Below are 22,868 nucleotides of genomic sequence, written 5' to 3' on the forward strand. Positions count from 1 at the left end.
CCGTCACCCGAATAACTCCCCGCCCCACCCTTGAGCACGAAGCGCATCTTTGGGCACCCACCAACCACGCAGAGCCCGTCGAAATGGTCGATGGCTTCCCAAAGAGGGCGTCCATGCCCAAAGAGCAGCGGACCCACCTTTGGGTCCGCGACGCGACCTTGGGCACGAAGCGCATCTTTGGGCACCCACCAACCACGTGGACGGCGTCGAAATGGTCGATGGCTTCTCAAAGTGGGGGTTCGGGCACAAGGAGCAGCGGGCCCACCTTTGGGCACTTTGCGGTACGGCGGCGCGGGTGTGGGTGTGGGCGCGGGGTGCGGTTACTTGGCGGGGAGTTCGATGATGAAGCGGGCGCCGCCGGTGGGGTTGGCGGTGACGTGGATGGTGCCTTGGTGCCATTGGACGTGGCGGGCGACGATGGCCAGGCCGAGGCCTACGCCGCGGCCGCGGCCGCTGGTTTCGCCGCGGCCGAAGCGTTCGAAGATGCGGTCGCGGTCTTCGGGGGCGATGCCGGGGCCGGCGTCGTCGACGGTGATGATCACGCCGAGGCCGCCGGGGGCCACCCCGACGCCTTTGCAGCCGCCGGCGTGGTCTTCGGCGTTCTCGACGAGGTTGGCGATGACGCGTTCGAGGCGGCGTTTGTCGGCTTGCATGACGAGGAATTCGGCGTGCGGTTCGACGGTGGTGATCGGGCGGCCCGCGGTGGCGTCGGCGGCGGCGCGGACGAGGTCGGCGATCCGGACGATCTCGCGGCTGCCGCGGTCACCGCCGTCGTCGCGGGAGATCTCGAGCAGGTCGATGACGAGGCGGCGGAAGCGATCGAGGTCGTCGCCCAGCAGGTCGACCGGCTCCCGCACGGCCTCGGGCAGCTCGCCGCGGTGGTTCTGGATCAGCTGCATGGAGTTGAGCATCGTCATCAGCGGTGTCCGCAGCTCATGGCTGACATCTCCCGCAAACCGGGCGTCGGCCGCAACCCGGCGTTCCAGGTTGGCCGCGGTCTGGTTGAAGGACCGCGCCAAACCACCCAGGTCACGATCCTCTTCCGCATCGAGCCGCGCATCCAGCCGACCCCGAGCAACGGCATCCGCGACCTTGGCCAGCTCGGCCAGCGGCCGCAGCGCCAACGTGCTCGCCAACCGGCCGACAGCAAGCCCGACGAGCAGGGTCGCGATGGTCGCCGCGATCAGCGTGATCCGCAGCGTCTGCAGGGTGTTGTCCAGCCCCACCAGCGGATGCCACTCGAAAAGCGCATCCCCCGGCCGCGCCAGCGGAGCCCCGACCGCCAGCACCCGCTGACCGGACACGACGATCCGCTGATCCGCCACCGTTCCGGCCTGCGCGGACGCGATCAGCTCCCGCGGCAAGTCCTCGGGCCGACCGGTCAGCGCGAACCACTGGCCATTCACATAGACCATCGAGGCAGCCGAATCGCTCGTCGGCAGACTGTTGAGCACATCCATCACGCTGATCCCTGCACGCTGCACAGGGCTGTCGCACTCGCCCCGCAACCGCGCCGGTATGCAGGGCGTCGAGGCGCCGTACAGGCCGAACCGGAAGGCGGCAGCATTGTCGGCGGTCTGGTTGATCGCGGACTCACGGCGCTGGTCGGTGAGGTAGTTCGACACGACGCTCCAGGTGACGATCGCGAGCATCGCGGACAGACCGAGCGCGAGCAACCCGTAGGCGATCATCACCCGGCCCCGCAGGCTCGCGCCGCCAAGAAGCCGCAACTCAACTCACCAATCGATAGCCGAGGCCGCGGGCTGTCACCAGGTGCTTGGGGCTAGCCGGGTCGTGCTCGATCTTCAGCCGGAGCCGCCGGATGTGGACGTCCACGATCCGGCTGTCACCGAAGTACCCGTAGCCCCACACCTTGGACAGCAACTGCTCACGCGACAGCACCCGCCCCTCGGCGCCGGCCAGCTCGGCGAGCAGCTTGAACTCGGTCCGCGTCAGCGGCAGCACGGCGTCGCCGCGCGTCACCTCGGCCCCCGGTACGTCGATGGTCAGATCACCAACAACCAGCACGTCGGGCTGTCGCGCGTTGGCGGGCTCGACCCGACGCAGCAGCGCGCGGATCCGGGCCGACAACTCCTTGGCCACGAGCGGCTTCGTCACGTAGTCGTCCGCCCCCGCCTCCAGCCCCGCGACCACGTCGTGGCTGTCGGTCCGTGCGGTCACCATGATCACCGGTACGTCGCTGGTCCGCCGGATCTCCCGGCAGACGGTGAACCCGTCCCGGTCCGGCAGCATGATGTCGAGCAGCACCACGTCCGGCGGCTGCCGGCGCAGGGCCGCAAGCGCGTCGAAGCCGTTGGCCGCCTCCGCGACCTCGTAGCCCTCGTCTTCCAGGGCGAGCCGCAGTACCCGGCGGATGCGGGGCTCGTCGTCGACCAGCAACAGGCTGTGTGCCACGGGACAAGTGTCGCTCACCAGCGGGCCGCACGCCGGTTACGGCTGTCATGAATCCGTCATGTTCGCCCGGGAGCCAGATGACAACTCCTTGACGCTTCGGTGATCACCGTTCCGGCCGGGTCCGGAAGTCCTAATTTCGGGCCATCAGGTTGTGTCTGGTGGTTCACCGCCGTAGCGAGCATGTGCTCGGCGCGGTAGCTCGGCGTGCTGGGGCGAAGGCCTCGATGTTTTTCCATCGTGGCCTTTGCACCAGTGCGGCGAGGTGCCGTGTCGAGTGCAGCGCAGTAGGCGGTGGGCCACCAGACGCAACTTTAAGTCCTGGAGGAGGACACATGGCTCGAAAGAGGCTGGCGGCCGTATCCCTGGCCGTCGTGGCGACTTTGGTGCTCGCCGCCTGCAACAGTAACGGCTCGCCGCCGACCGGATCCGGTACGGCCGGCACACCGGTCAGCGGTGGAACGCTGAACATGCTCGGCGCCCAAGACGTCGACTACATGGATCCCAACATCAGCTACTACTCCGTCGGCTACCTGAGCCTGCGCCTGTGGAGCCGTCAGCTCTTCACCTATCCGGCCGAGCTGAACGGCAAGAACACCTCGCCGGTCCCGGACCTCGCGCCGGAGATCCCGACCGCCGCGAACGGCGGCATCAGCGCCGACGGCAAGACGTACACGATCAAGATCCGCCCAGGCGCCAAGTGGGGGACGACCCCGGCCCGCCAGGTGACCGCGGCTGACGTCGTACGGGGAGTCAAGCGGACCGCGAACCCGGTCCAGCCCTTCGGCGGTACGCCGGACTTCGCCGACCTGATCGACGGATACCAGAAGTTCGCCGACGGTTTCGCCAAGGCGCCGAAGACGGTGGCCGGCATCCAGGACTACATCGACAAGACCCCGCTGCCGGGTGTCGAGGCCAAGGACGACAGCACGGTTGTCTTCCACCTCACCCAGCCGGCCAGCTACTTCGTCGACATGCTGACGCTGCCGGCCTTCTCGCCGGCGCCGGTCGAGGCGCTGAAGTACCTCCCGGCCAGCACCGAGCTCGGCAACAACTTCCCCGCCGATGGCCCGTACAAGGTCGACTCGTGGGTGCCGAGCAAGTCGATCACCTACTCCCGCAACCCTGCCTGGGACGCGGCGAGCGACCCGGTCCGCAAGGCGTACGTCGACAAGGTCGTGGTCACCCAAGGTCTGACCCAGGACTCGATCCAGCAGCAGCTGCAGACCGGTACGCCGACCGCCGACATGGAGTTCGATGTCGCACCGCCGCCCTCGCAGCTGCCGGCACTGCAGGCCAAGAAGGACCCGAACCTGAAGATCGGTGACACCGCGGGTTCCAACCCGTACGTCATCTACAACACCGCCTCGCCGAACAACAACAAGGCGCTGGCGAATCCGAAGGTCCGGCAGGCGATCAACTTCGCGATCAACCGCGACCACATCCTGCAGGTGCTCGGCGGCAAGACGCTGGCTCCCCCGCTGACCCACGTGCTGCCGGACGTGATCATCGGCTCCAAGCAGATCGACCCGTACCCGTACGACCCGGACAAGGCCAAGCAGTTGCTCGCCGAGGCCGGCTACCCGAATCTCAATCTGAAGTTCCTCTACCGCAATGCGACCGAGGGCAGCAGCAAGGCTTTCCAGACCATCCAGCAGGACTTGACGAAGGCCGGCATCACGGTGACCGGCGTACCGTCGCCGAACTCGGACTTCTACGTGAAGTACCTACAGGTGCCGAGCGTCGCCGAGAAGGGTGTCTGGGACATGTCCCTGGCCGGCTGGGGTGCGGACTGGTACGGCAACGCAGCCCTGTCGTTCTTCAAGCCGCTGTTCTACGGCAAGGCGGCCTTCCCGCCGGTCGGCAGCAACTTCGGCCTGTACGACGACGCCGAGACCAACAAGCTGATCAAGGAAGCCGCAGCTGCGCAGACCGAGGACCAGGCCGCCGATCTGTGGGCCAAGGCGGACGCCCGCGTCATGGAGCAAGCACCGTTCTTCCCACTGACCAACAACAAGCAGGCCAACTACCACGCATCCCAGGTGAACAACGCCGTCTACGTGCCGTCCCTGCAGAACTTCGATCCGTCGAATGTCTGGCTCTCCAAGGACAAGCAGGGCGGATAAAACCTCATGGCCCTGCTTGAAGTAAGGGACCTCAAGGTCTCCTTCGACACCCCGGACGGTGCCGTCCGCGCCGTCCGGGGCCTGTCGTTCGACGTCGAGGCCGGACAGACCCTCGCAGTGGTGGGCGAGTCCGGCTCCGGCAAAAGCGTGTCCACCCAGACGATCACCGGCCTGACCCGCGGTGCGACAGTCTCCGGTACGGCGTACTTCGACGGCACCGACCTGATCACCGCGGACCAGTCGACGCTGCGGCACTTGCGCGGCGCCCGGATCGGGATGATCTTCCAGGACCCGTTGTCGAGCCTGCATCCGCACTACCGGATCGGCTGGCAGATCGTCGAGATGATCCGCGCGCACGACAGCGTGATCAGCAAGAAGGACGCCCGGAAGCGGGCCGCCGAGCTGCTCACGCTGGTCGGCATCCCGCGGGCCACCGAACGCATCGACGACTATCCGCACCAGTTCTCCGGCGGGATGCGGCAGCGGGTGATGATCGCGATGGCGATGGCACTCGACCCGGCGCTGCTGATCGCCGACGAACCGACCACCGCCCTCGACGTGACCGTGCAGGCCCAGGTCCTGAACGTGATGCGCCGGCTCCAGCAACAGTTCGGTACGGCGATCGTGCTGATCACCCACGATCTCGGCGTGGTCGCCGAGATGGCCGACGAGGTTGTGGTGATGTACGCCGGAACCGTGATGGAGCGGGCCCCGCGTCGGGACATCTTCTACCGCAACCACCACCCGTACACCCAGGGACTGCTCGCGTCACTGCCGACGCGCAGCGGCGAACGGCTGACCCCGATCGCGGGCAGTCCGCCGAGTCTGATTAGCCTGCCGAAGGGCTGCCCGTTCGCGTCCCGTTGCCCGCACGTGTTCGACAAGTGCCGCACCGAGGCACCGCCGCTGGCCGACATCGGCCCCCGGCACCAGTCGGCCTGCTGGCTACCGGTCCAGGCAAGCGAGGCGATCGCGTCATGAGCGATGTACTGCTGAAAGTCGACAACGTCCGTAAGGAGTTCCCGACACATGCGAAGGAGGTGGTGAAGGCTGTAGACGGAGTCTCGCTCGAGGTCTTCAAGGGCGAAACACTCGGCCTGGTTGGTGAAACAGGCTGTGGCAAGTCGTCACTGGCCCGCTGCATGGCACACCTGTACGACGTGACGTCGGGCTCGGTGTCGTTTGAGGGCACCGAGATCAGCGCCCTGTCGCGCCGGGCGATGCGCCCGATCCGCCGGGAGATCCAGGTGATCTTCCAGGACCCCTATGGCTCCCTCAACCCACGCCGCCGGGTCGGCTCGATCATCGGCGACCCGTTCGCCATCCATAACATCGCGTCCGGGGTTGCCCGGAAACGAAAAGTCCAGGAGCTGATGGAGCTCGTCGGCCTGAATCCTGAGCACTACAACAGGTTTCCGGCCGAGTTCTCCGGGGGCCAACGGCAACGAATCGGCGTCGCGCGAGCACTCGCGCTGCGCCCGAAGCTGATCATCTGCGACGAACCGGTCTCTGCGCTGGACGTGTCGATCCAGGCCCAGATCATCAACCTGCTGGCCGATCTCCAGCGGGAACTGGACCTGACCTACGTGTTCATCTCGCACGACCTGTCCGTGGTCCGGCACGTGAGCAACCGGATCGCGGTCATGTACCTGGGCAAGATCGTCGAACTGGCACCCACGGACGAACTGTTCGGCCAGACCCGGCATCCGTACACCCGGGCCCTGCTGTCGGCGCTACCGGTCGCCGACCCGGACACCGCCGACAGCAGGGAGCAGATCATCCTCGGGGGCGACATTCCCTCCGCGACGAACCCGCCGGCGGGGTGCAGGTTCCACACGCGGTGCCCGAAAGCCCGAGCAGACTGTGCAACGGCCGAGCCCCTGATGATCGCCGTACTGGACGACACCGACAACCATCGCACCGCCTGCCACTATCCACTCACCCTCGGCGAGGACCTGTCCACCGCCGTACCGGATTTGAAGGCATCATGACGGCCGCACTGGAACTGGTCGACGTGACGGCCGAGCCGGCCGCGATTCAGGGGCGCAGCCCGCTGGCGCTGGCGTTGCGCCGGCTGCGGCGGGACAAGATCGCGATGATCTCGCTGGCCGTGATCATCCTGATCGTGCTGATGGCGGTGTTCGCGCCGGTCTTCGCCGCGATCACCGGACATCCGCCGAACGAGCAGTACCGCGATATCGGTCTGACGCCGGAGGGACTGCCCCGGGGGCCGAACGGCACCTTCTGGTTCGGCACCGACGATCTGGGCCGCGACATTCTGGTCCGGATCGCGTACGGCGCCAGGGTGTCGCTGCTGGTAGGAGTTTTCGCAACGGCGATCACGGTCGTGGTCGGCGTCGTACTGGGACTTGCCGCGGGGTTCCTCGGGGGGATCACCGACACGATTCTGACGCGACTGATCGACGTGGTGCTGTCGGTTCCGTTCCTGCTGGTGGCGATCGCCCTGGTGTCCATCACCGGACCTAGCCTGTCCGTGACCGTGCTGGTGATCGGGTTCTTCAGCTGGGCCTCGGTCGCCCGCATCGTCCGGGGTCAGGTGCTCTCGCTTCGCGAACGCGAGTTCGTGGAGGCCGCGCGCTCGCTGGGGGCGAGCGACGGCCGGATCATGTTCGTCGACGTACTGCCGAACGTGCTGGCCCCGGTGATCGTCTACACGACCTTGCTGGTGCCGGTGGTGATCGTGACCCAGGCGACGCTGTCGTTCCTCGGGCTCGGTCTGCCACCACCCACCGCCGACTGGGGCGGAATGATCAACTCGTCGCAGAACTACTACACGACGGCCTGGTGGTTCATCCTCTTCCCCGGTCTGGCGCTGCTGATCACGACGCTGGCGTTCAACCTGTTCGGCGACGGCGTCCGCGACGCCTTCGATCCGCGCGCCGACCGGAGTTAGGGGTCAACCATGCTTCGCTTCTTACTGCGTCGCCTCGGGCACGGGATCCTGGTGCTGTGGCTGATCTCGATGGCCATCTTCGCGCTGTTCTTCGTTGCCCCCAGCAACGTTGCGCAGACCTTGGCCGGCCGGCAAGCGACACCGGAGACGATCGCACTGATCCAGCACCGGCTGGGGCTGGATCTGCCGGTCTGGAAGCAGTACCTGAACTTCGTGACGAACGCCGTCCAGGGCAACCTCGGCTACGACTACTACCATCAGGTGCCGGTGACCACGATCATCGGGCAGGCGTTGCCGATCACGTTGTCGCTCGCGCTGGGAGCCGCCGTACTGTGGCTGATTCTGGGGGTGACGAACGGCGTCATCTCGGCCGTGCATCCGCGGTCGCTGGCTGATCGTGGGCTGACGTTGTTCGCGTTGTTCTTCTACTCGTTCCCGTCGTTCCTGCTCGGTCTGCTGTTGCTGTACTTCCTGTATTTCAAGCTGACCCTGGCCGGGTTCGACTGGTTCCCCGCCGGTGGGTACACGGCGTTCAGTGACGGACCCGGTGCGTGGTTCCAGCACTTGGTCCTGCCGTGGATCGCGCTCGCGTTGCTGCTGGCGGCGACGTACACGCGATTGACCCGTGGCTCGATGCTCGACGTACTGGGTGAGGACTACATCCGGACGGCACGGTCGAAGGGCATCCGGGAGAGCCGGGTGGTCGTCCGGCACGGGTTGCGGAGTGCGCTCACGCCGGTGGTCACGCAGTTCGGGATCGACCTCGGGCAGCTCGTCGGTGGTGTCGTGGTGACCGAGACCGTGTTCAGCCTGCCGGGGCTGGGCAAGACCGTGGTCACCGCGATCAACCAGCAGGATCTGCCGGTCATCATCGGCATCGTGCTGTTCGCGTCAGCCGCGGTGGTGGTCGCGAACATCCTCGTCGATGTTGCCTACGCGTTCCTGGATCCGCGGGTGCGCCTGCACTGACCTCAGGAGAGCAGGGCGGTTGTCTGCGGGCTCGGGACGCTGCCCTGCTCGGCGAGGATCTTGGTGAGGGCGTCGTACTGGTGGACAGCGGCCACCCGGTCGCCCTGGATCAGATGGAGCGAGATCAGCGCGCGGTGGGCGGATTCGAGCAGCGGATCCTGGCCTACCGCCTGCTGATACAGGTCGATGCTCTCCTCGACCCGGCCCTCGATGGCCTTGGCCTCGGCCAGCGCGAGCAGATCCCCGTCCGCCATTTCGACAGCGTAGCCTTCTCCGATGGCAATCGTCGTGTATGGAGCTGGCGGAATCGGCTGCTATGTCGGCGGACGGCTGGCGGCGAGCGGGAGCCCGGTCACGTTCATCGGGCGGCCGCGGATGGCCGCCGAGCTGGCCACGCATGGCCTGCGGCTGACCGACTACCGGGGCGCGGAGCTGCGGGTGGCGCCGGCTGAGGTGCTTTACGAGACGACGCCCGCTGCTGCGGCCGAGGCGGATCTGGTCCTCGTGACGGTGAAATCGGCGGCAACGTCGACTGCAGCCGACGAGCTCGCCGGGGTGCTCAAGCCGGGCGCCGTCGTGGTGAGCTTTCAGAACGGCATCCGGAACGGCTCGATCCTGGCGGAGCGGCTGACCGCGCAGAAGGTGCTGACCGGGATGGTTCCGTTCAACGTGCTCAACAGCGGTGGCGGACACTTCCACCAGGGCACTGAGGGCGGGCTCGACATCCAGCGAGACGCGGCACTGGCGCCGTACGGCGACGCCTTCGAGCATGCGGGTTTGCCACTCAAGCAGCACGACGACATCCTGCCGGTGCAGTGGGCGAAGCTGCTGCTGAACCTGAACAACCCGGTCAACGCACTGGCCGACGTACCGCTGCGTGAGGAGTTGTCGCAGCGGGCGTTCCGACGCTGCCTGGCCGCGGCGCAGGCCGAGACGCTGGAGCTCCTGGCAACTCGCGGGATCGAGCCGGCCCAGATTCTGCGCGTACCCCTGCGCCGGATGCCCGCGATCCTGCGGCTGCCGGACTTCCTGTTCAAGCGACTGGCCGCAACCATGCTCGCGATCGACCCGCTGGCGCGGACATCGATGTGGGAGGACCTGGAAGCAGGCCGGACCACCGAGATCGACTTCCTGAACGGCGAAGTGGTGCGCCTGGCCGCCGAGCTTGGTCTCGCTGCCCCGGTGAACGCGAAGCTGGTCGCTTTGATCCGCGAGGCCGAGGTCAAGCGGCGGGCGTGGTCAGGGCCGGAACTACTCCGCGAACTGCAGGGGTAGCTGGGCGCGGACGCTGCGGCTGACAATGCCGTAACGGAAGCCGAGGTGCTCGTTCAGCGCGCGCATGTTCGCGTTGCCCTCCTGCGTCCAGGTGTAGATCTCGGTGATCCCGTGCTCGGCAGCCCACGCCATGCTCGTCCGCTTCAGCGTCGAGGCGACCCCCTTGCCCCGCCAGTCCCGCCGTACGGCGGTGTAGGCGACCTCGGCGCGCTGCGGCTGATCGACGTCGATCATCAGCCCGGCGACGCCGATCACCTCGTCACCGTCGAGCGCGACGAACATCGCGGCCGGATCATTGATCCACTCGGTCGCCCACTCCTCGGGCGTCACCTGTAGCGGCGGCTTGTGGTCCATGTCGGGAAACGTCGGCAGGGCCACCTCGTCGTACGCGCGCGCCCAGATCTCCGGCCGATCAACAACGCTCACGATCCGGTACGCCGTCGGTGCGGGCGGCTGTGGTTCGGCGCCGATCGCACGGATCTGCTCGACCTGCCGCGCGACCTCGGTGAACCCGAACCGCTCGGCGAACGCCAGCGACCCTTCGTCGTCGACACTGCAGCCGGTCCGCTGGTAGCCCTGGGCAACAGAATGCTCTGCCACGGCCCGGAGCAGGCTGGTACCAACGCCCTGCCGGCGGGCCTCCGGACGGACCCGGGCCGTCAACACAGCGCGGCCGGGCTCGGTCGAACGGTCGGACATGCCGTGGCCAACCACCTTCCCGTCGACCTCGGCGAGGAGCAGCAGCCGCCCAGGACGTTCTTGCTCGCGCAACTCCGGCACGCTCGGGCAGCGTTCGTACGGCATGGCCGCGATGCGCACGCCCCGCCACGCTTCGTAGTCTGTGTCGGTCAGCACGGGCCGGATGTCCACCATGCTGACGGTTCTATCAGGGTCGGGCGGCTGGTGGCAGCAGGTTTTCGTCGGCGACCGGCCACTCGGCCGGGCTCGGACCAAGGCTGTCGAACTCGTCGAGCTGCAGCTCGGCCCACGGCGAGAGACCGTCGACCGCCCGCATCTCGGACCACTCGATCCATCGGTACGCCGCGACCTCGTCGGGGGCCGGCTCCGGATCACCGGACCAGCGGACCCGGTACACCGGGCAGACCTCGTTCTCGACCATGCCGTTCGGCATCTCGGCGCGATAGCGGAACCCGGGCAGCACGAGCTCGGCCGTCACGTCGGCGATGCCGAGCTCATCGGAGAGCCGCCGTACGACGGCTTCCTCGATCTTTTCACCGGGGAGCGGATGCCCACAGCAACTGTTCGTCCAGACGCCGGGCCAGGTCGGCTTGCCGAAGGCGCGCTGGGTCAGCAGGACCCGGCCGCGATCGTCCACGACATAACTGGAGAAGGCCAGATGCAGCGGGGTTTCGGCATGGTGGACCGTCGCCTTGGCCTCGGTCCCGATCGACCGGCCCAGCTCGTCCAGCAGTACTACCAGCTCCTGCGTCACCCTCCGAGGGTATGCGGATATCCGGCTGCGGGCCGCACGCACAGCGTGTTACTTTTCTGACGTGATCATGCGGCGCGTGGCATATCGACCGGCTCTGGGAGGAGCCGGCGTTCGGTAGTACCCGCCCCCTGTTTCACCCAGAGCCTCCTCTTTCTGTTTCCGGAGGCGCTGTCGAGAGGTGTCTCCCATCCTGTCTGGAGCACCCTCATGAACTCTGTGATCGACCGACTACGCCGGACCACCGACGCCATCATCGGCGAGGCCGACCTGCTCGAGCGCTTGGGCTCCGGGCGGCCGCTGCGGATCAAGTACGGCGTCGACCTGACCGCGCCGGACCTGCATCTCGGCCACGCGGTCAACCTGTGGATGATGCGCCAACTGCAGGACCTCGGCCACCAGGTCGTCTTCCTGCTCGGCGACCTCACCACCCGCGTCGGCGACCCCACCGGCCGCTCCGCCACCCGCCCTCTGCTGAACCCCGACTCTATTGCGGCAAATGCATCGTCGTTCCTCGATCAGGTCGCGCTGATCCTGCGGACCGACCCTGCCGTCTTCGAGGTCCGCCGGAACTCAGAGTGGTACGACGCGATGCCGGTCGCGGAGCTGCTCGGTCTGTTCGGCCAGGTCACGCACGCCCAACTGATGGCGCGGGACATGTTCCGGGCCCGGGTCGAGGCCGGGCGCGAGATCGCCGTACATGAGCTGATCTACCCGGTGCTGCAGGGCTACGACAGCTTCGCGATGCGCAGCGACCTGACCATCGTGGGTTCGGACCAGCTCTTCAATGAGCAACTAGGACGCCATTTCCAGCAGCGTCTCGGCATGCCCCCGCAGGTGGTCATCACGACGACGATCACGCCTGGGGTCGACGGCCGCGCCAAACAGTCCAAGTCGCTGAACAACTACATCGGCCTCACCGACACCCCACAGGACAAGTTCGGCAAACTCATGAGCATCCCCGACGAGCTGGTCGAGCCCTACGCCCACGTCTACACCGAACTTCCCCTCGACACCGTCGCCGGCCTAGCCGCCTCCGCCGATGCCGGCGGCACCTCCGCCCGAGACGCCAAGCTCCGCCTGGCAGCGGCCGTGGTCACCCGCTACCACGGCGCCGGGGTGGCTCGCGCTGAGCTCCAGGCGTTCCAGCAAACCTTCTCGGCCCGGTCCCTTCCCACCGACATTCCGACCGTCGTACTGGATGGACCGGTCGCCACCGTGCTCGACCTCCTGGCTGCGCTCCGGCCCACCGAGACCCGCTCCCACCTCCGCCGCCTCATCCACCAAGGAGCCGTCACCATCAACAACACCCGAGCCACCGACCCAACCGCCCCCGTCGACCCGGTCGAGCTCGTCATCCGCTCAGGCCCCCGAACCTGGCACCGCATCCGCCCGAGCCCCACAGCGGAGCGTGAATAAGGCTGCCCCGTCGGACTGGCAAGCTGGCAGCTTCTTCCGGAAGAGGGTGGGACATGACGATCCTGATTACTGGTGCGACGGGGAACGCCGGCGGCGCCGTCCTGCAGTCGCTGGCTGCAGCCGGATTGCCGGGAAGGGCCTTGGTGCGCTCCGAAGTCGCGCTCCCGGCGGGAATCACACCCGTGTACGGCGACTTGAACGACCCGGACAGCTTCTCCTTGGACGGGGTGTCCGGGATCTTCTTGCTCAGCGGATACAACCGTGTCGAGGATCTGCTGGCCAAGGCGCGGGAAGCCGGGGTGGAGCGGATCGTGTTGCTGTCGAGCAGTTCGTTGACCGGTGCGGATCTTTCCAACGCGGTTGCGGCGTACCACCATGCCGCTGAGGAAGCGGTGCAGGCGTCCGGGCTCGCCTGGACCTTCCTGCGGCCGAACTCCTTCATGTCCAACACCTTGCGCTGGCTCGACCAATTGCAGGCCGGCGACACGGTGCGGGTTCAGTTCCCGGACGTGCCGGTCTCGACGATTCACCCGCGCGACATCGGCGACGTGGCGGTTCAGGCATTCACCAGTGACGGCGGCAGTACGACGTACCGGCTGACCGGGCCTGTTTCGCTCACCCCCGTCGAGCAGGTGGCGATTCTGGGCGAGGCGCTCGGGCGGCCGCTGACGGCGTACCCGATGACTCGTGCCGAGACGCATGACGACCTGTTCGCCTCGATGCCGGAGCCGTATGCGAGCGCGATCGAAGGATTCTTCGGCGACGGCACTGTCGACGAGACGACCGTCACCGAAACTGTGCCCGAGGTGACTGGACACCCGGCGCGGACCCTGCAGGAATGGGTGCAGGAGAACGCGGGGCGCTTCAGCTGAGGGCGGCGATGTATTCGGTTCCGGTGCAGAGCGTGCCTAGGCGGGGGAAGATCTGGGTGAGCGCGAAGTCGTGCGCTTCCGCGTCGAGGCCGGTCATGGCGTCGGTCAGGTAGACGGTTTCGTAGCCGAGGTCGTCGGCGGCACGGGCGGTGGATTCGACACCGAAGTTGGTGGCAATGCCGGCCAGGGCGAGCGTGGTGATGTCGCGGCGCTGAAGGTCTGCGTCGAGGGTGCCGCGGCCGAAGGCACCGAGCGTGTGCTTGACGATCTCGAGGTCACCGGGCTCCGGGGGCAGTGCGAACCCGCTACCCTCCGGCTGGTGGTCAACTCCCGGGCGTTCGACCCGCACATTCACCACCAGCCCGCCGACCGACCTCGTCGCTTTCGCCAGCGCGGCGCAGCGGTCCAGCACCTCACTTCCCTTCAGCGGCGCGGTGTCCAGGGCGACGATGCGCGGCATCAGGTCGATCAGAACGAGCGCCGTACGACGAGGGTCAAGGGTGAGCGTGGTCATCCGCCGAGCGTAGCCGCCAAGGTGTTCGCGAAGCTGACATCCCGCTCGGTGCCGGAGAAGCCGACGCGCCAGGTACCGCCGTCGTACGTGCCTTGCGGCCAGGCGCGGCCGCCTGGTTGCCACAGCGGTTGCCAGGCGACGCCGTCACTCACCGGGTCGTACCAGTGGTTGTCGTTGGACCATGCGCCCTTGTGGGCAGTGACAAGGCTCAGCCCTGGACCGGTCGCCATCGACCACTTCGGAAGACCCGGTACGTCGCCCTCACGGCCGAAACCGCCGGGGTCACCTTGGTCAGGGAGGGCGGAATCGACGTTGAACGCGACCTCCCAGAGTGGGGCAGTCGTTACCGCATTCACCTTCCAGGACAGGCGGGTGTCGAACGTCTTGGCGCCGAAATCGAAACTCCAGTCGGCGGTGACCGGTTCGTCGCCGAAGGGGATACCGGTCAGCTTGAGCGTCGTACCGGTGGTTTCGGTTTGGGCGGCCGGGCCAGTGAGGTCGGTAGCGCCGAAACCCCCAACGCCCAGGTACGGCGCCGTCGCGCGACCCGTCTCGTCGAGGGCCGGGCGGTATTGCGCGGTGCCGGTGGGGTCGACCTCGAGACCGGTGATTGCTGTGCGCGGGCTGGTTTGGATCGTGGCGCGATAGTACTCGTTGCTGACCACGTATCCCTTGCTCACCTGTTGTTTCGCGAAGTCGAGCGGGGCAAGGAAGAGGCCGCCTTTCCCCCAGCCGGCGCCGGTCACGTACCAGTTGTCCCCGTCCTGAACGACCTCGGACGCATGGGCCTGGATCGTGCCGGTCAACTGGTCGGTGGTGAAGTGCAGTGGATCCTTACTCTTGTAGACCTTTGTCGATTCATAGCCGCCGTCGCAACAGACGAACAGGTAGTAGTCGGAACCACGTTGCACAACGAATGGCGATTCCGTCGGGCCACCGTACGTGCCGGTTGCCGGATGCTGGAACGCCGTCTGTCGCGCGCTCCAGTGCCGGAGGTCACTACTGGTGCGGTAGGCAACGATGTGGTTGCCGCCGGATGGCGTCGAGTTGGCCGTGTAATACATGACCCATTGGTCGCCGACTCTGCGCACCATCGGGTCGCGACCATCAAAACCGTCTGTGAACAACGGGTTGGCCGCGTCGCGGGTCCAGGTCTTGAGGTCGGTCGAGGTTGCGAGGTGCATGCGGTACGCCGCGTGGTCCGGCGTACCGGCCGCGTAGAAGAGGTAGTAGGTGCCGTTGTCGTAGATGGCATGCGGCGCCCAGATGTGGCTCTCGCCGGCATTGGGGTCGGCGATCAGGGCGGGTGGTTGTTTGGTCCACGGGCCGTTCGGCGTCGGGGCGGTCGCATGACCGAAACTTTTCTCGTCCAGCGGGTTGGCCGGCTCGGCGTGGGTGATCGCGTAGACGTGCCAGGTACCGGTCACACGGTCCTGGATCAGGGTGTGGTCGTTGTAATACCACGGGCCGGTCTCGCCGGTGCTCGGGTCGTAGACCTTGGTGAAGTTGCCCGCAGCAACCACGGTGGCGGTCTTCGTGAACGGCATAATGGTTGTGCTGTTCAATTCCAGATCCAGGAGATCGAGGCCGACGAGATAGCCGGTCGCGGCGGGATTCTTGCCGGTCAGGGTGAGGGTCAGGTTGTGCTTACCTGCAGTGAGTTGCCGGGTGCCTAGGCCGAAGCGCTGCGTGCTGACGCCGGACGCGACGTAGCCGTCAAAGCTTGTCTGCGAATTGTTGTCGACCTGGACGTCAACGATGCCGTAGTCGGCGGCCTTGGTCAGTACGGCGTTCAGTTCGTAGCTGCCGGTCGCCGGAACGGTGAAGGCGAGGACCGTCTTGTCGCCGGCTTTCGCGCCATGGATCCAGGCCTGCGCGCCGCCCGACCAGTTCACGCCGCAGCAACTGCCTTGCGGATCCACCGGCACCGTGCTCGATTGCGGCGGCAGCATCGACTCACCTTCGATCCGTACGACGTTCCCGCTCGTGCCTTCTGCGGCCTTGCTCTTGGGACCTGCATTCCCCGCCAGATCGACAGCTTGGATGCGGTAGGTCCACGTCTCGTGCAGCCCGAGATTGCGGTGGAGGAATCCGGGCAGCGGCGGCGTTCCCAGGAGTTTCTCCGGGCCTCCCTTGGTTCCGTACACGTTGTAGTGCCCGACACCCGAGTCGTCCGCCGCGTCCGACCAATTTACGGTGATCGCATTACCCGCCTGGCCGGTTGCCTTCGGCTGCGTGACCGCGCCGGGTGCGCGGCGGTCGACGTACGGGATGACGAGCGACTGGACGACGTACTGGCTGGCCGTCCATGGTCCTGTTGGTTTGAGCTCGATGTCCACCGTGGACCGACCGAAGGTGATTGCTGCTGGCAACTGATAGTTGTCGTCGAGCCAGCGCTGGCTCGTATTACCAAGCGGCTGCAGCCATGTCCCGGCCTCCTTGCCGTTCACGAACACCTTGGCCGACTGACCGGCGACCTTCTGATCGCTGGTCCGCCTGATCGTCACACCCCGGTTCGCCGGATCGATCTTGGCGGTGAACTTCAGCTTGGACCCGACCTGGTCGGTCAGCTGAACGTCGTCGTGATCGCCTTCGTAGACAGAGGTCAGTTTTGTACCTGCGACGTCGATCCGGTCGGTCTCGCGAGCCCCGAATTTCGCCTGGGTGTAGAGGAACGCCGTGGAGCCGTAGATCGCCGGATGGTCATCCTGCTGGCCGTGCTCGATGCCGATGTCGATGTCGAGTTGGTTCTCGAAGCCGATCGAGTCGGTGATGTGCAGTCGCCAGGCGCCGTCACACTCATTGGTGCAGAAGCCGGCCTGGACCTCGTGGGCGGAGTTGCCGTGGAAGGGAGTCGAGTAGGTGCCGGCATTGAAGTACCAGCCCGACTCGTAGTAGTCCTCAGTCCCAGTCCCGTGAATCGCCGGGGTCCGCTCACCGTCGACGTACACGCGCTCGTCCCCCTCGAGGTACCCACGCGTGTTGCCGTCCGCCTGCAGGCCCTCCATCGTCTGTACGACGCCGACGAACTTCCCACGCCCGGACTGCGCTGCGAACGTCCAGTCACTCCCCTGCGTCGTCTCACCGCGCTTGGAGATCGCAGTGAAGTAGCCGGTCTTCCCAGCGACCAGGTCGACCGCCTTGCGTGCGTCCCGCACCGCGGTGACCTCGGACTGACCACTCAGCGGGTACGCCGATTTGTTGACCAGGGTGACCGTGGCATGAGCGACGTACGGCATGGGCCACCAGGCGGAGTACCAGCCCTTGGGGTCCATGGCGAAGAAGAGCGAGCGGACCGGGTTCTCACCGAGGCCGGAGCCGAAGAACTCACCGATCGGGGCGTCTACTCGCTTCTGACCGTCGATGGTGACCTCTAGCCGCACTCCGGCCAGTAGCGAGTCGGAGGGCTTCACCCGGGCACCGTCGGCGGCAGTGGCGGCGTACGGCATCGTGTGCGTACCGCTCCATGCCTGCTTGGTGATCTCGTAGCCGTGTGCCTGCTCATCCGCGATGTGGTTCGGCCCGACGTCGAGGGTGTCTGTGCGCTGCGGCGAGTCGACCCAATAGGTGAACTCGTTGAAGTCCAGGTCGGAGGAGACGAACTGGTTGGTGATGGTGATCTGCGACTTCCCCTTGGTGAGTGCGGCCGGCAGCTCCACCGTCTGGTCGTGCCACTGCGCACCTGCTGCTTTCAGCGGCGCCCACTCGCCTGCGGCCACACCGTCGACGAGCACCTTGGCTCGCTGGTTACCGATCCGCAGGTCCATCCGGCGCGTCAGCGTCACCCCGGTGTTGGCTGGGTCGATCTTCATCGTGAACTTGCTGCCCCCGGTGAAGGCCCGGCCATCGTCCGCTGTGGTCGGCAGCTCGAGCCCCACGATCTCTGGGAGCTTCAGCCGGAGCGCACTGAGCTCCCCTGGGCCGTAAGCGTCGGCCAGCGTCACACGCTTGCCGGGGGCAAGCCTGAGCGTGCTCTTGGTAGTTCGGCTGTTCGGCTGTGCCGGCTTGGGGTCCTTGGTGCCGGCCGCCTTGAGCAGAGCGAGCACATCCTCAGCCTTGTCGTTGCTGTCGAAGGTGCGGATGCCCTTTGCGTCCGGGAACTCGCGGTAGTCGACGTGGTAGAAGTACGGGTTGCTCTGGGTGGTGATGCGCATCGACGACCGGTACGGCATCGGAACGCGGATGTAGACGCCGCCACTGCTCTGAGCGCCGTTGGCGACCAGTGGGTAGCCGAACGGCGCACCGAGCTTGCCGTCGACAATGTCCTGCAGGGACCCGTGCAGCACCTGCTTGCCGTCGAGCTCCACCGTGATCGTGCCGGTCTTGGAGACGTTGCCCTCGTCGCGGGTGAACCAGATGGAGGCGACCTCACCAGGGCCGCTGTCCTCTGCGATCACGCAACCGGCGTCTGTCATCCGGAGGCAGGAGTAGGCGCCGTCGAAACCGTCGTTGTTGGTGCCGTCCCGGCCGAAGCTGGAGAACTGCTTGGTCCGAACGCCGGTCTGGAGTTCCGGCAGGCGGTCCAGGTGCCGGTAGACGTCCCATCCGACGGGACCGTTGCCTCCGGCCAGAGGCGTCGTACCGGCTGTTGCTGTGGCTGGTGCTGGGGCTGTTGGGAGTGCCAGGGCGGCGGCAACGACCACCGCGGCGATTCGACGGAACATGGGCGAGCCCTCCGGCGGATGGATGGCGGGAAATCGATTTCTCAGTGTCTATCACCGGGCCCCGGGGGTTGAGAAGAGCTCAGCTTCGAGGAGTTGCCTGTCCGCTGGACGGGCCGCTGCGGCGACCGCTTGCCAGGCGCGCGAGGATGGGTCCGCACACAACTTGAGACTGCGGGAGAGATTCGATGAGCTCTGAGAAAGCCGAGATCGCCGTCACCGGCCTCGCCGTGATGGGGCGCAACCTGGCCCGGAACCTGGCGCGCAACGGATTCCGCGTCGCCGTCCACAACCGGTCCCAGGGCCGTACGGACGCGCTGATCGAGGAGTTCGGGCACGAAGGGGACTTCACCGCCGCGGCTGACCTGCCCGCGCTGGTGGAGGCACTCGAGACGCCGCGCAAGATCATCATCATGGTCAAGGCCGGCGAGCCGACCGACGCGGTGATCGACGAACTGGTGCCGCTGCTCGACAAAGGCGACATCGTCATCGACGCCGGCAACGCGCACTTCCTGGACACCCGGCGCCGCGAGCAGGCGCTGAGCGAGAAGGGCCTGAACTTCGTCGGCAGCGGCGTGTCCGGCGGCGAAGAGGGCGCGCTGAACGGCCCGAGCATCATGCCGGGCGGCTCCAAGGAGGCGTACGACTCCCTCGGCCCGATCCTGACCAAGATCTCTGCCCACGTGAACGGCGAGCCGTGCTGCGTGCACGTCGGCCCGGACGGCGCCGGTCACTTCGTGAAGATGCTGCACAACGGCATCGAGTACGCCGACATGCAGCTGATCGCCGAGGCGTACGACCTGCTCCGGCACGTGCTGGACCTGTCCCCGGCCGAGCTGGCCGGCGTGTTCCGCGAGTGGAACACCGGCGACCTCGAGTCCTTCCTGATCGAGATCACCGCGGACGTGCTCAGCCAGGTCGACCCGACCCACGGTGGCCCGTTCGTGGACGTCGTACTGGACCAGGCGGAGCAGAAGGGCACCGGACGCTGGACGGTGCAGTCCGCGCTCGACCTGGGCATCCCGGTCAGCGGCATGGCCGAGGCCGTCTTCGCCCGGTCGCTGTCAGGCGACGTCGTACGGCGTGAGGCTGCAGCCGGCGTACTGCCGGGGCCGTCGTCTTCTTCGGAGAAGGCAGACATCGATCGCGACGCGTTCATCGAGGACGTGCGGCACGCGCTGTACTCCTCGAAGCTGGTCGCCTACGCGCAGGGCTTCGACGCCATCCGGGCCGCCTCTGAGCAGTACGACTGGAACGTCGACCTCGGTGCGATGGCGACGATCTGGCGTGGTGGCTGCATCATCCGGGCACGCTTCCTGGACCGCATCAAGGAGGCCTACGACCGCAACCCGCAGCTGCCGTCGCTGCTCGTCGACGAATACTTCAAGGACGCGATCGCCAACGGACAGGACGCCTGGCGGCGGGTTGTCGCGACGGCCGCCACGGCGGGCGTTCCGGCACCGGGCTTCTCGGCGGCACTGTCGTACTACGACGGCCTGCGCGCGGAGCGGCTGCCGGCGGCGCTGATCCAGGGGCTGCGCGACCTGTTCGGGGCGCACACCTACAAGCGGGTCGACGCCGAGGGCACGTTCCACCTGGAGTGGTCGGGCGACCGCTCGGAGACGAAGTCTTGAGTTCTGAGCTTCTGGAGCTTTTGAGTTTCTGAAGCTTTTGGCGGAGTGGCGGTTTGGCGCTGGGGTCGAACGTATGTTCTACTGTTCGCACAGTGCCAGCCCGCTCACCGCGGGCGACGTTACTAAGGAGATCGCCGCAACGATGACTGTAGACACTCTGGCAGTAGAAACGCCGTCGGACGACGTCGACACTCCCGTCACCGCCGACGCCACCACCTCGGCAGCGTCCTTCGAGTCCCCCTCGGCCCCTGACGCTTCCTCGGCTCCCGACGCCGAGAGCGCCACCGAGGCTCCGGCTCCGAAGAAGGCCCCGGCCAAAAAGGCTGCCGCCAAGAAGACCAAGACCATCGAGCTGACGCTCACCGTTACCGGCACCGCCGATGGCGAGTGGACCGCCGAGCTCAAGCAGGGCTCGACCTACCTGGCCCGTGGTGTGGCCGTCGCAGCCGCGGCAGTCTCCCGCGCCGCCAAGGAGCTGCACGAGGACCTGTCGACTCCGCTCGACGAGGTCATCGAGGAGGCCCGCTCCCAGCAGGCCGCCAAGGTCGCCGCCCTCGAAGCCGAGCTCGAGGCCGCCCGCCAGGCACTCGCCGACCTCTCCTGATCTCACCCGCCCGTTGTCTGGCCCTCGCCGGCCCGACGCTCCGGTCCTGGCAGCCACCTTCCCTGGCGACCAAGACCAGCCGATGCTCGTCCTCTTCCCAGGACGCACATCGCCTCCGCAGCCCAGGTGCCCCGCGCACCTGGGCTGCGGTCTTTTCCGGCACGTAGTTTTCCGGCAAGTAGGTTGAGGACATGCACACCGACGCTCTGCTGTGGAGCGAGGAGGTCCTCAGGAGCCGGATCACCGCCGCCTCTGAGCTCTCGGGCGGACTGACCTCGACCATGCTCGCGCTGACCGACGAGACCGGCCGGCAGTCCGTCCTGCGGTTGATGACCAACGAACCCTGGCGGACTCACGGATTCGACCTCACCCACCGCGAGGCGTCCGCTCTACAGGTACTGGGAGACACGGCAGTTCCCGCACCCGTGAGCCTCGGCTTGGACGCAACCGGTCGGCGTACCGGAGTAGCCGCCCACCTGATGTCGCGCCTCCCAGGCACCCCAACCATCGAGCTTGACAGCGCCCAGGTCACCGCGATGGCAACGCTGCTGGCCGTCATCCACGAGGTGACTCCGTCGCTCCCCTTCCGCACCTACCAATCGTGGGCATGGGAAGCCAAGCGCGTCATACCCGCCTGGACGAAGCACGCCGACTCCTGGCAGCGCGGCTTCGATCTGCTAGCAGAGCCAGCGCCTCCATACCGGCCCACCTTCCTCCACCGCGATTTCAGCCACCGCAATCTCCTCTGGACGGGCAGCAAAATCGCCGGAGTGGTCGACTGGGTCGAGACCTCAACCGGGCCCGCCTGCCTTGACGCCGCCCACGCAGCAACCAATCTCGCACTTGCCTTCGGTCCAGCTCCCGCCCGATCCTTCCTACAGCAGTACGCCGCACTCACCGGACGGGAGATCGATCGGTACTGGTTGATGATGGACGCGATCGGTTTCCTCCCGCCGCCAGGACGAGATCCCCTCTTCGGGTCGGCCGGGGAGCTCGAAAGCCTTGACCACTGGCTCCAGGACCTCGTCGCACCCGGGCAAACGCCACCCTGATGATTGGCGGAGGCGAGGTCACCAACGCCTGATCCATCCCGCCTACCCATCAGGTGTTCCGTCGGAGACGCGATGAGTGCCAGTGGGGTCGACGTGGAACACAAATCCGTGCGGCGTCGTCCATTCGAGCGTTCTCTCGTTGATCCTGCGGGCTTTCCACCCGCGGGCGTGGGTCTTCACTCGGTGGCCGAAGCGTCCGAGGGGAGCCAGATTCTGTGGGTTGGTCTGCCCCGGTGGACCGAGCGGGTCGTACCTCCGAATGTGGTCCAGATCGATGCTATTGCTGGTTTCGCGGGTGCCATACGGGAAGAGCTCGGTTGGGTGAGCGAGCCGAACCCGCTCCCGAATCCGATCGGGGATCTCGTAGGCGTCGGAACTGACGGCCTTGTTGAGATCGATGACAGGCTTCACCACATAGGGCCCGTACCCCACGAGCTCGCCGAACTGAGCGGCCAGCAGGGGGCCGATGCCTTCGGCACGGATTACTCCGTTGCCGGTGGCGAGAGTGTGGTCCGTCAGGTGCACGTACACCTCGGTCTTGCCCGGCCTGAGCGGAGTACGGCCCTGGCCGCGAGCGCGTGCGTGGGCGTGGGCGTCGCGTTTGATCTCAGCGAGCCGAGCCGTGAGGGCATGCTGCTCCGCGAGACTCATCGATTCCTCTGGCTCGGATGAGGCGCCCTTGACTGGATCGAACGGCTCCGCTGCCCAGCCGGCCGACTGGTCGAGTGGGTCGGGGAGATCACTCAGGCCAGGATGGGGCGCGTCACGGTCGGCCTCATCATCCAGTCCAGGTTCAACACCCAGCCCGAGTTCGTCGCCCCGGCCAGGCTCGCCATCGAAACCAGGTGGGACGCTCACATCGTTCGCCCGGCGAACCGAGAGGTCGTTGCCTGTAGCAACAGCGCTGCGTGTGAGGGCGTCGCCAGGAGCGCGAGTGACATCACGCGCAGGGGCAGGGGCAGGGGC

The 22,868-nt window shown here is 66.8% G+C and carries 18 protein-coding genes and 1 pseudogene; 11 read left to right on the forward strand and 8 right to left on the reverse strand.

The features are described from left to right. Positions 1 to 320 precede the first annotated feature (320 nt). Positions 321 to 1,730, reverse strand: a complete 1,410-nt coding sequence (locus E1263_RS34025) for a sensor histidine kinase (RefSeq protein ID WP_132174985.1) — start codon at positions 1,728 to 1,730, stop codon at positions 321 to 323. Position 1,731: 1 nt separating this feature from the next. After that, positions 1,732 to 2,415, reverse strand: a complete 684-nt coding sequence (locus tag E1263_RS34030) for a response regulator transcription factor (protein WP_132174987.1) — start codon at positions 2,413 to 2,415, stop codon at positions 1,732 to 1,734. 332 nt (positions 2,416 to 2,747) lie between these two features. On the opposite strand from E1263_RS34030, the gene E1263_RS34035 reads away from it, so the two are divergent. From E1263_RS34035 to E1263_RS34055, 5 genes are read left to right on the forward strand one after another with little or no spacing between them, the layout of a single operon-like run. Then, positions 2,748 to 4,538 (forward strand): ABC transporter substrate-binding protein, encoded by a 1,791-nt coding sequence (locus E1263_RS34035; RefSeq protein ID WP_165956842.1) that lies wholly within the window; start codon positions 2,748 to 2,750, stop codon positions 4,536 to 4,538. 6 nt (positions 4,539 to 4,544) lie between these two features. Next, on the forward strand, positions 4,545 to 5,519 hold the full coding sequence (locus E1263_RS34040) for an ABC transporter ATP-binding protein (RefSeq protein WP_132174991.1): 975 nt from the start codon (positions 4,545 to 4,547) through the stop codon (positions 5,517 to 5,519). Next, the gene (locus E1263_RS34045; protein WP_132174993.1) at positions 5,516 to 6,529 is read left to right on the forward strand and encodes an ABC transporter ATP-binding protein; all 1,014 of its coding nucleotides are present in this window, start codon (positions 5,516 to 5,518) and stop codon (positions 6,527 to 6,529) included. Before E1263_RS34040 ends, E1263_RS34045 begins: the two co-directional genes overlap by 4 nt. Further along, positions 6,526 to 7,452 (forward strand): ABC transporter permease, encoded by a 927-nt coding sequence (locus E1263_RS34050; RefSeq protein ID WP_132175003.1) that lies wholly within the window; start codon positions 6,526 to 6,528, stop codon positions 7,450 to 7,452. Before E1263_RS34045 ends, E1263_RS34050 begins: the two co-directional genes overlap by 4 nt. 9 nt (positions 7,453 to 7,461) lie before the next feature. Then, positions 7,462 to 8,421, forward strand: a complete 960-nt coding sequence (locus E1263_RS34055) for an ABC transporter permease (RefSeq protein WP_132175005.1) — start codon at positions 7,462 to 7,464, stop codon at positions 8,419 to 8,421. A 2-nt stretch (positions 8,422 to 8,423) separates the two neighbouring features. Here the strand turns inward: E1263_RS34055 and E1263_RS34060 are convergent, their stop codons facing one another. Further along, the gene (locus tag E1263_RS34060; RefSeq protein ID WP_132175007.1) at positions 8,424 to 8,675 is read right to left on the reverse strand and encodes an AfsR/SARP family transcriptional regulator; all 252 of its coding nucleotides are present in this window, start codon (positions 8,673 to 8,675) and stop codon (positions 8,424 to 8,426) included. 22 nt (positions 8,676 to 8,697) lie between these two features. On the opposite strand from E1263_RS34060, the gene E1263_RS34065 reads away from it, so the two are divergent. Further along, positions 8,698 to 9,696 carry a 2-dehydropantoate 2-reductase gene (locus E1263_RS34065; protein ID WP_132175009.1) on the forward strand — a complete coding sequence of 333 codons (999 nt, stop codon included), beginning with the start codon at positions 8,698 to 8,700 and terminating at the stop codon, positions 9,694 to 9,696. On the opposite strand, the gene E1263_RS34070 is transcribed toward E1263_RS34065, so the two are convergent. Together E1263_RS34070 and idi are read right to left on the reverse strand one after the other, a co-directional pair. Then, the gene (locus tag E1263_RS34070; RefSeq protein WP_132175011.1) at positions 9,673 to 10,569 is read right to left on the reverse strand and encodes a GNAT family N-acetyltransferase; all 897 of its coding nucleotides are present in this window, start codon (positions 10,567 to 10,569) and stop codon (positions 9,673 to 9,675) included. The genes E1263_RS34065 and E1263_RS34070 overlap by 24 nt on opposite strands. Before the next feature lie 13 nt (positions 10,570 to 10,582). Further along, entirely contained in the window at positions 10,583 to 11,149 is a 567-nt protein-coding gene (gene idi, locus E1263_RS34075; RefSeq protein ID WP_132175013.1) for an isopentenyl-diphosphate Delta-isomerase, read from the reverse strand. A gap of 207 nt (positions 11,150 to 11,356) precedes the next feature. Between idi and tyrS the strand changes: the two genes are divergently transcribed. Beyond that, a complete protein-coding gene (tyrS, locus tag E1263_RS34080) occupies positions 11,357 to 12,565 on the forward strand; it encodes a tyrosine--tRNA ligase (RefSeq protein WP_132175015.1) in 1,209 nt (402 codons plus the stop codon). Positions 12,566 to 12,618: 53 nt separating this feature from the next. Continuing rightward, the gene (locus tag E1263_RS34085; protein WP_132175017.1) at positions 12,619 to 13,437 is read left to right on the forward strand and encodes an NAD(P)H-binding protein; all 819 of its coding nucleotides are present in this window, start codon (positions 12,619 to 12,621) and stop codon (positions 13,435 to 13,437) included. On the opposite strand, the gene E1263_RS34090 is transcribed toward E1263_RS34085, so the two are convergent. Further along, a complete protein-coding gene (locus E1263_RS34090) occupies positions 13,430 to 13,951 on the reverse strand; it encodes an isochorismatase family protein (protein ID WP_132175019.1) in 522 nt (173 codons plus the stop codon). The genes E1263_RS34085 and E1263_RS34090 overlap by 8 nt on opposite strands. Next, complete coding sequence (locus E1263_RS34095; RefSeq protein ID WP_132175021.1) at positions 13,948 to 18,615, reverse strand: DUF2961 domain-containing protein; 4,668 nt, start codon at positions 18,613 to 18,615, stop codon at positions 13,948 to 13,950. The genes E1263_RS34090 and E1263_RS34095 overlap by 4 nt, the downstream gene beginning before the upstream one ends. A 185-nt stretch (positions 18,616 to 18,800) precedes the next feature. Between E1263_RS34095 and gndA the strand changes: the two genes are divergently transcribed. The 3 genes from gndA (at position 18,801) to E1263_RS34110 (ending at position 21,902) form a co-directional block, all read left to right on the forward strand. Next, complete coding sequence (gndA, locus tag E1263_RS34100) at positions 18,801 to 20,246, forward strand: NADP-dependent phosphogluconate dehydrogenase (RefSeq protein ID WP_132175023.1); 1,446 nt, start codon at positions 18,801 to 18,803, stop codon at positions 20,244 to 20,246. Positions 20,247 to 20,388: 142 nt separating this feature from the next. Then, positions 20,389 to 20,850, forward strand: coding sequence for a DUF6319 family protein (locus E1263_RS34105; protein WP_132175025.1), 462 nt, complete (start codon positions 20,389 to 20,391; stop codon positions 20,848 to 20,850). Positions 20,851 to 21,041: 191 nt separating this feature from the next. Continuing rightward, positions 21,042 to 21,902 (forward strand): aminoglycoside phosphotransferase family protein, encoded by an 861-nt coding sequence (locus E1263_RS34110; RefSeq protein ID WP_132175027.1) that lies wholly within the window; start codon positions 21,042 to 21,044, stop codon positions 21,900 to 21,902. A 42-nt stretch (positions 21,903 to 21,944) separates the two neighbouring features. Here E1263_RS34110 and E1263_RS34115 read toward each other — a convergent pair. Then, positions 21,945 to 22,868, reverse strand: a pseudogene (locus E1263_RS34115) (hypothetical protein); the annotation flags it as partial.

Origin of the sequence: Kribbella antibiotica (assembly GCF_004349055.1) — a bacterium.
In the GTDB taxonomy this organism is placed as follows: Bacteria; Actinomycetota; Actinomycetes; order Propionibacteriales; family Kribbellaceae; genus Kribbella; species Kribbella antibiotica.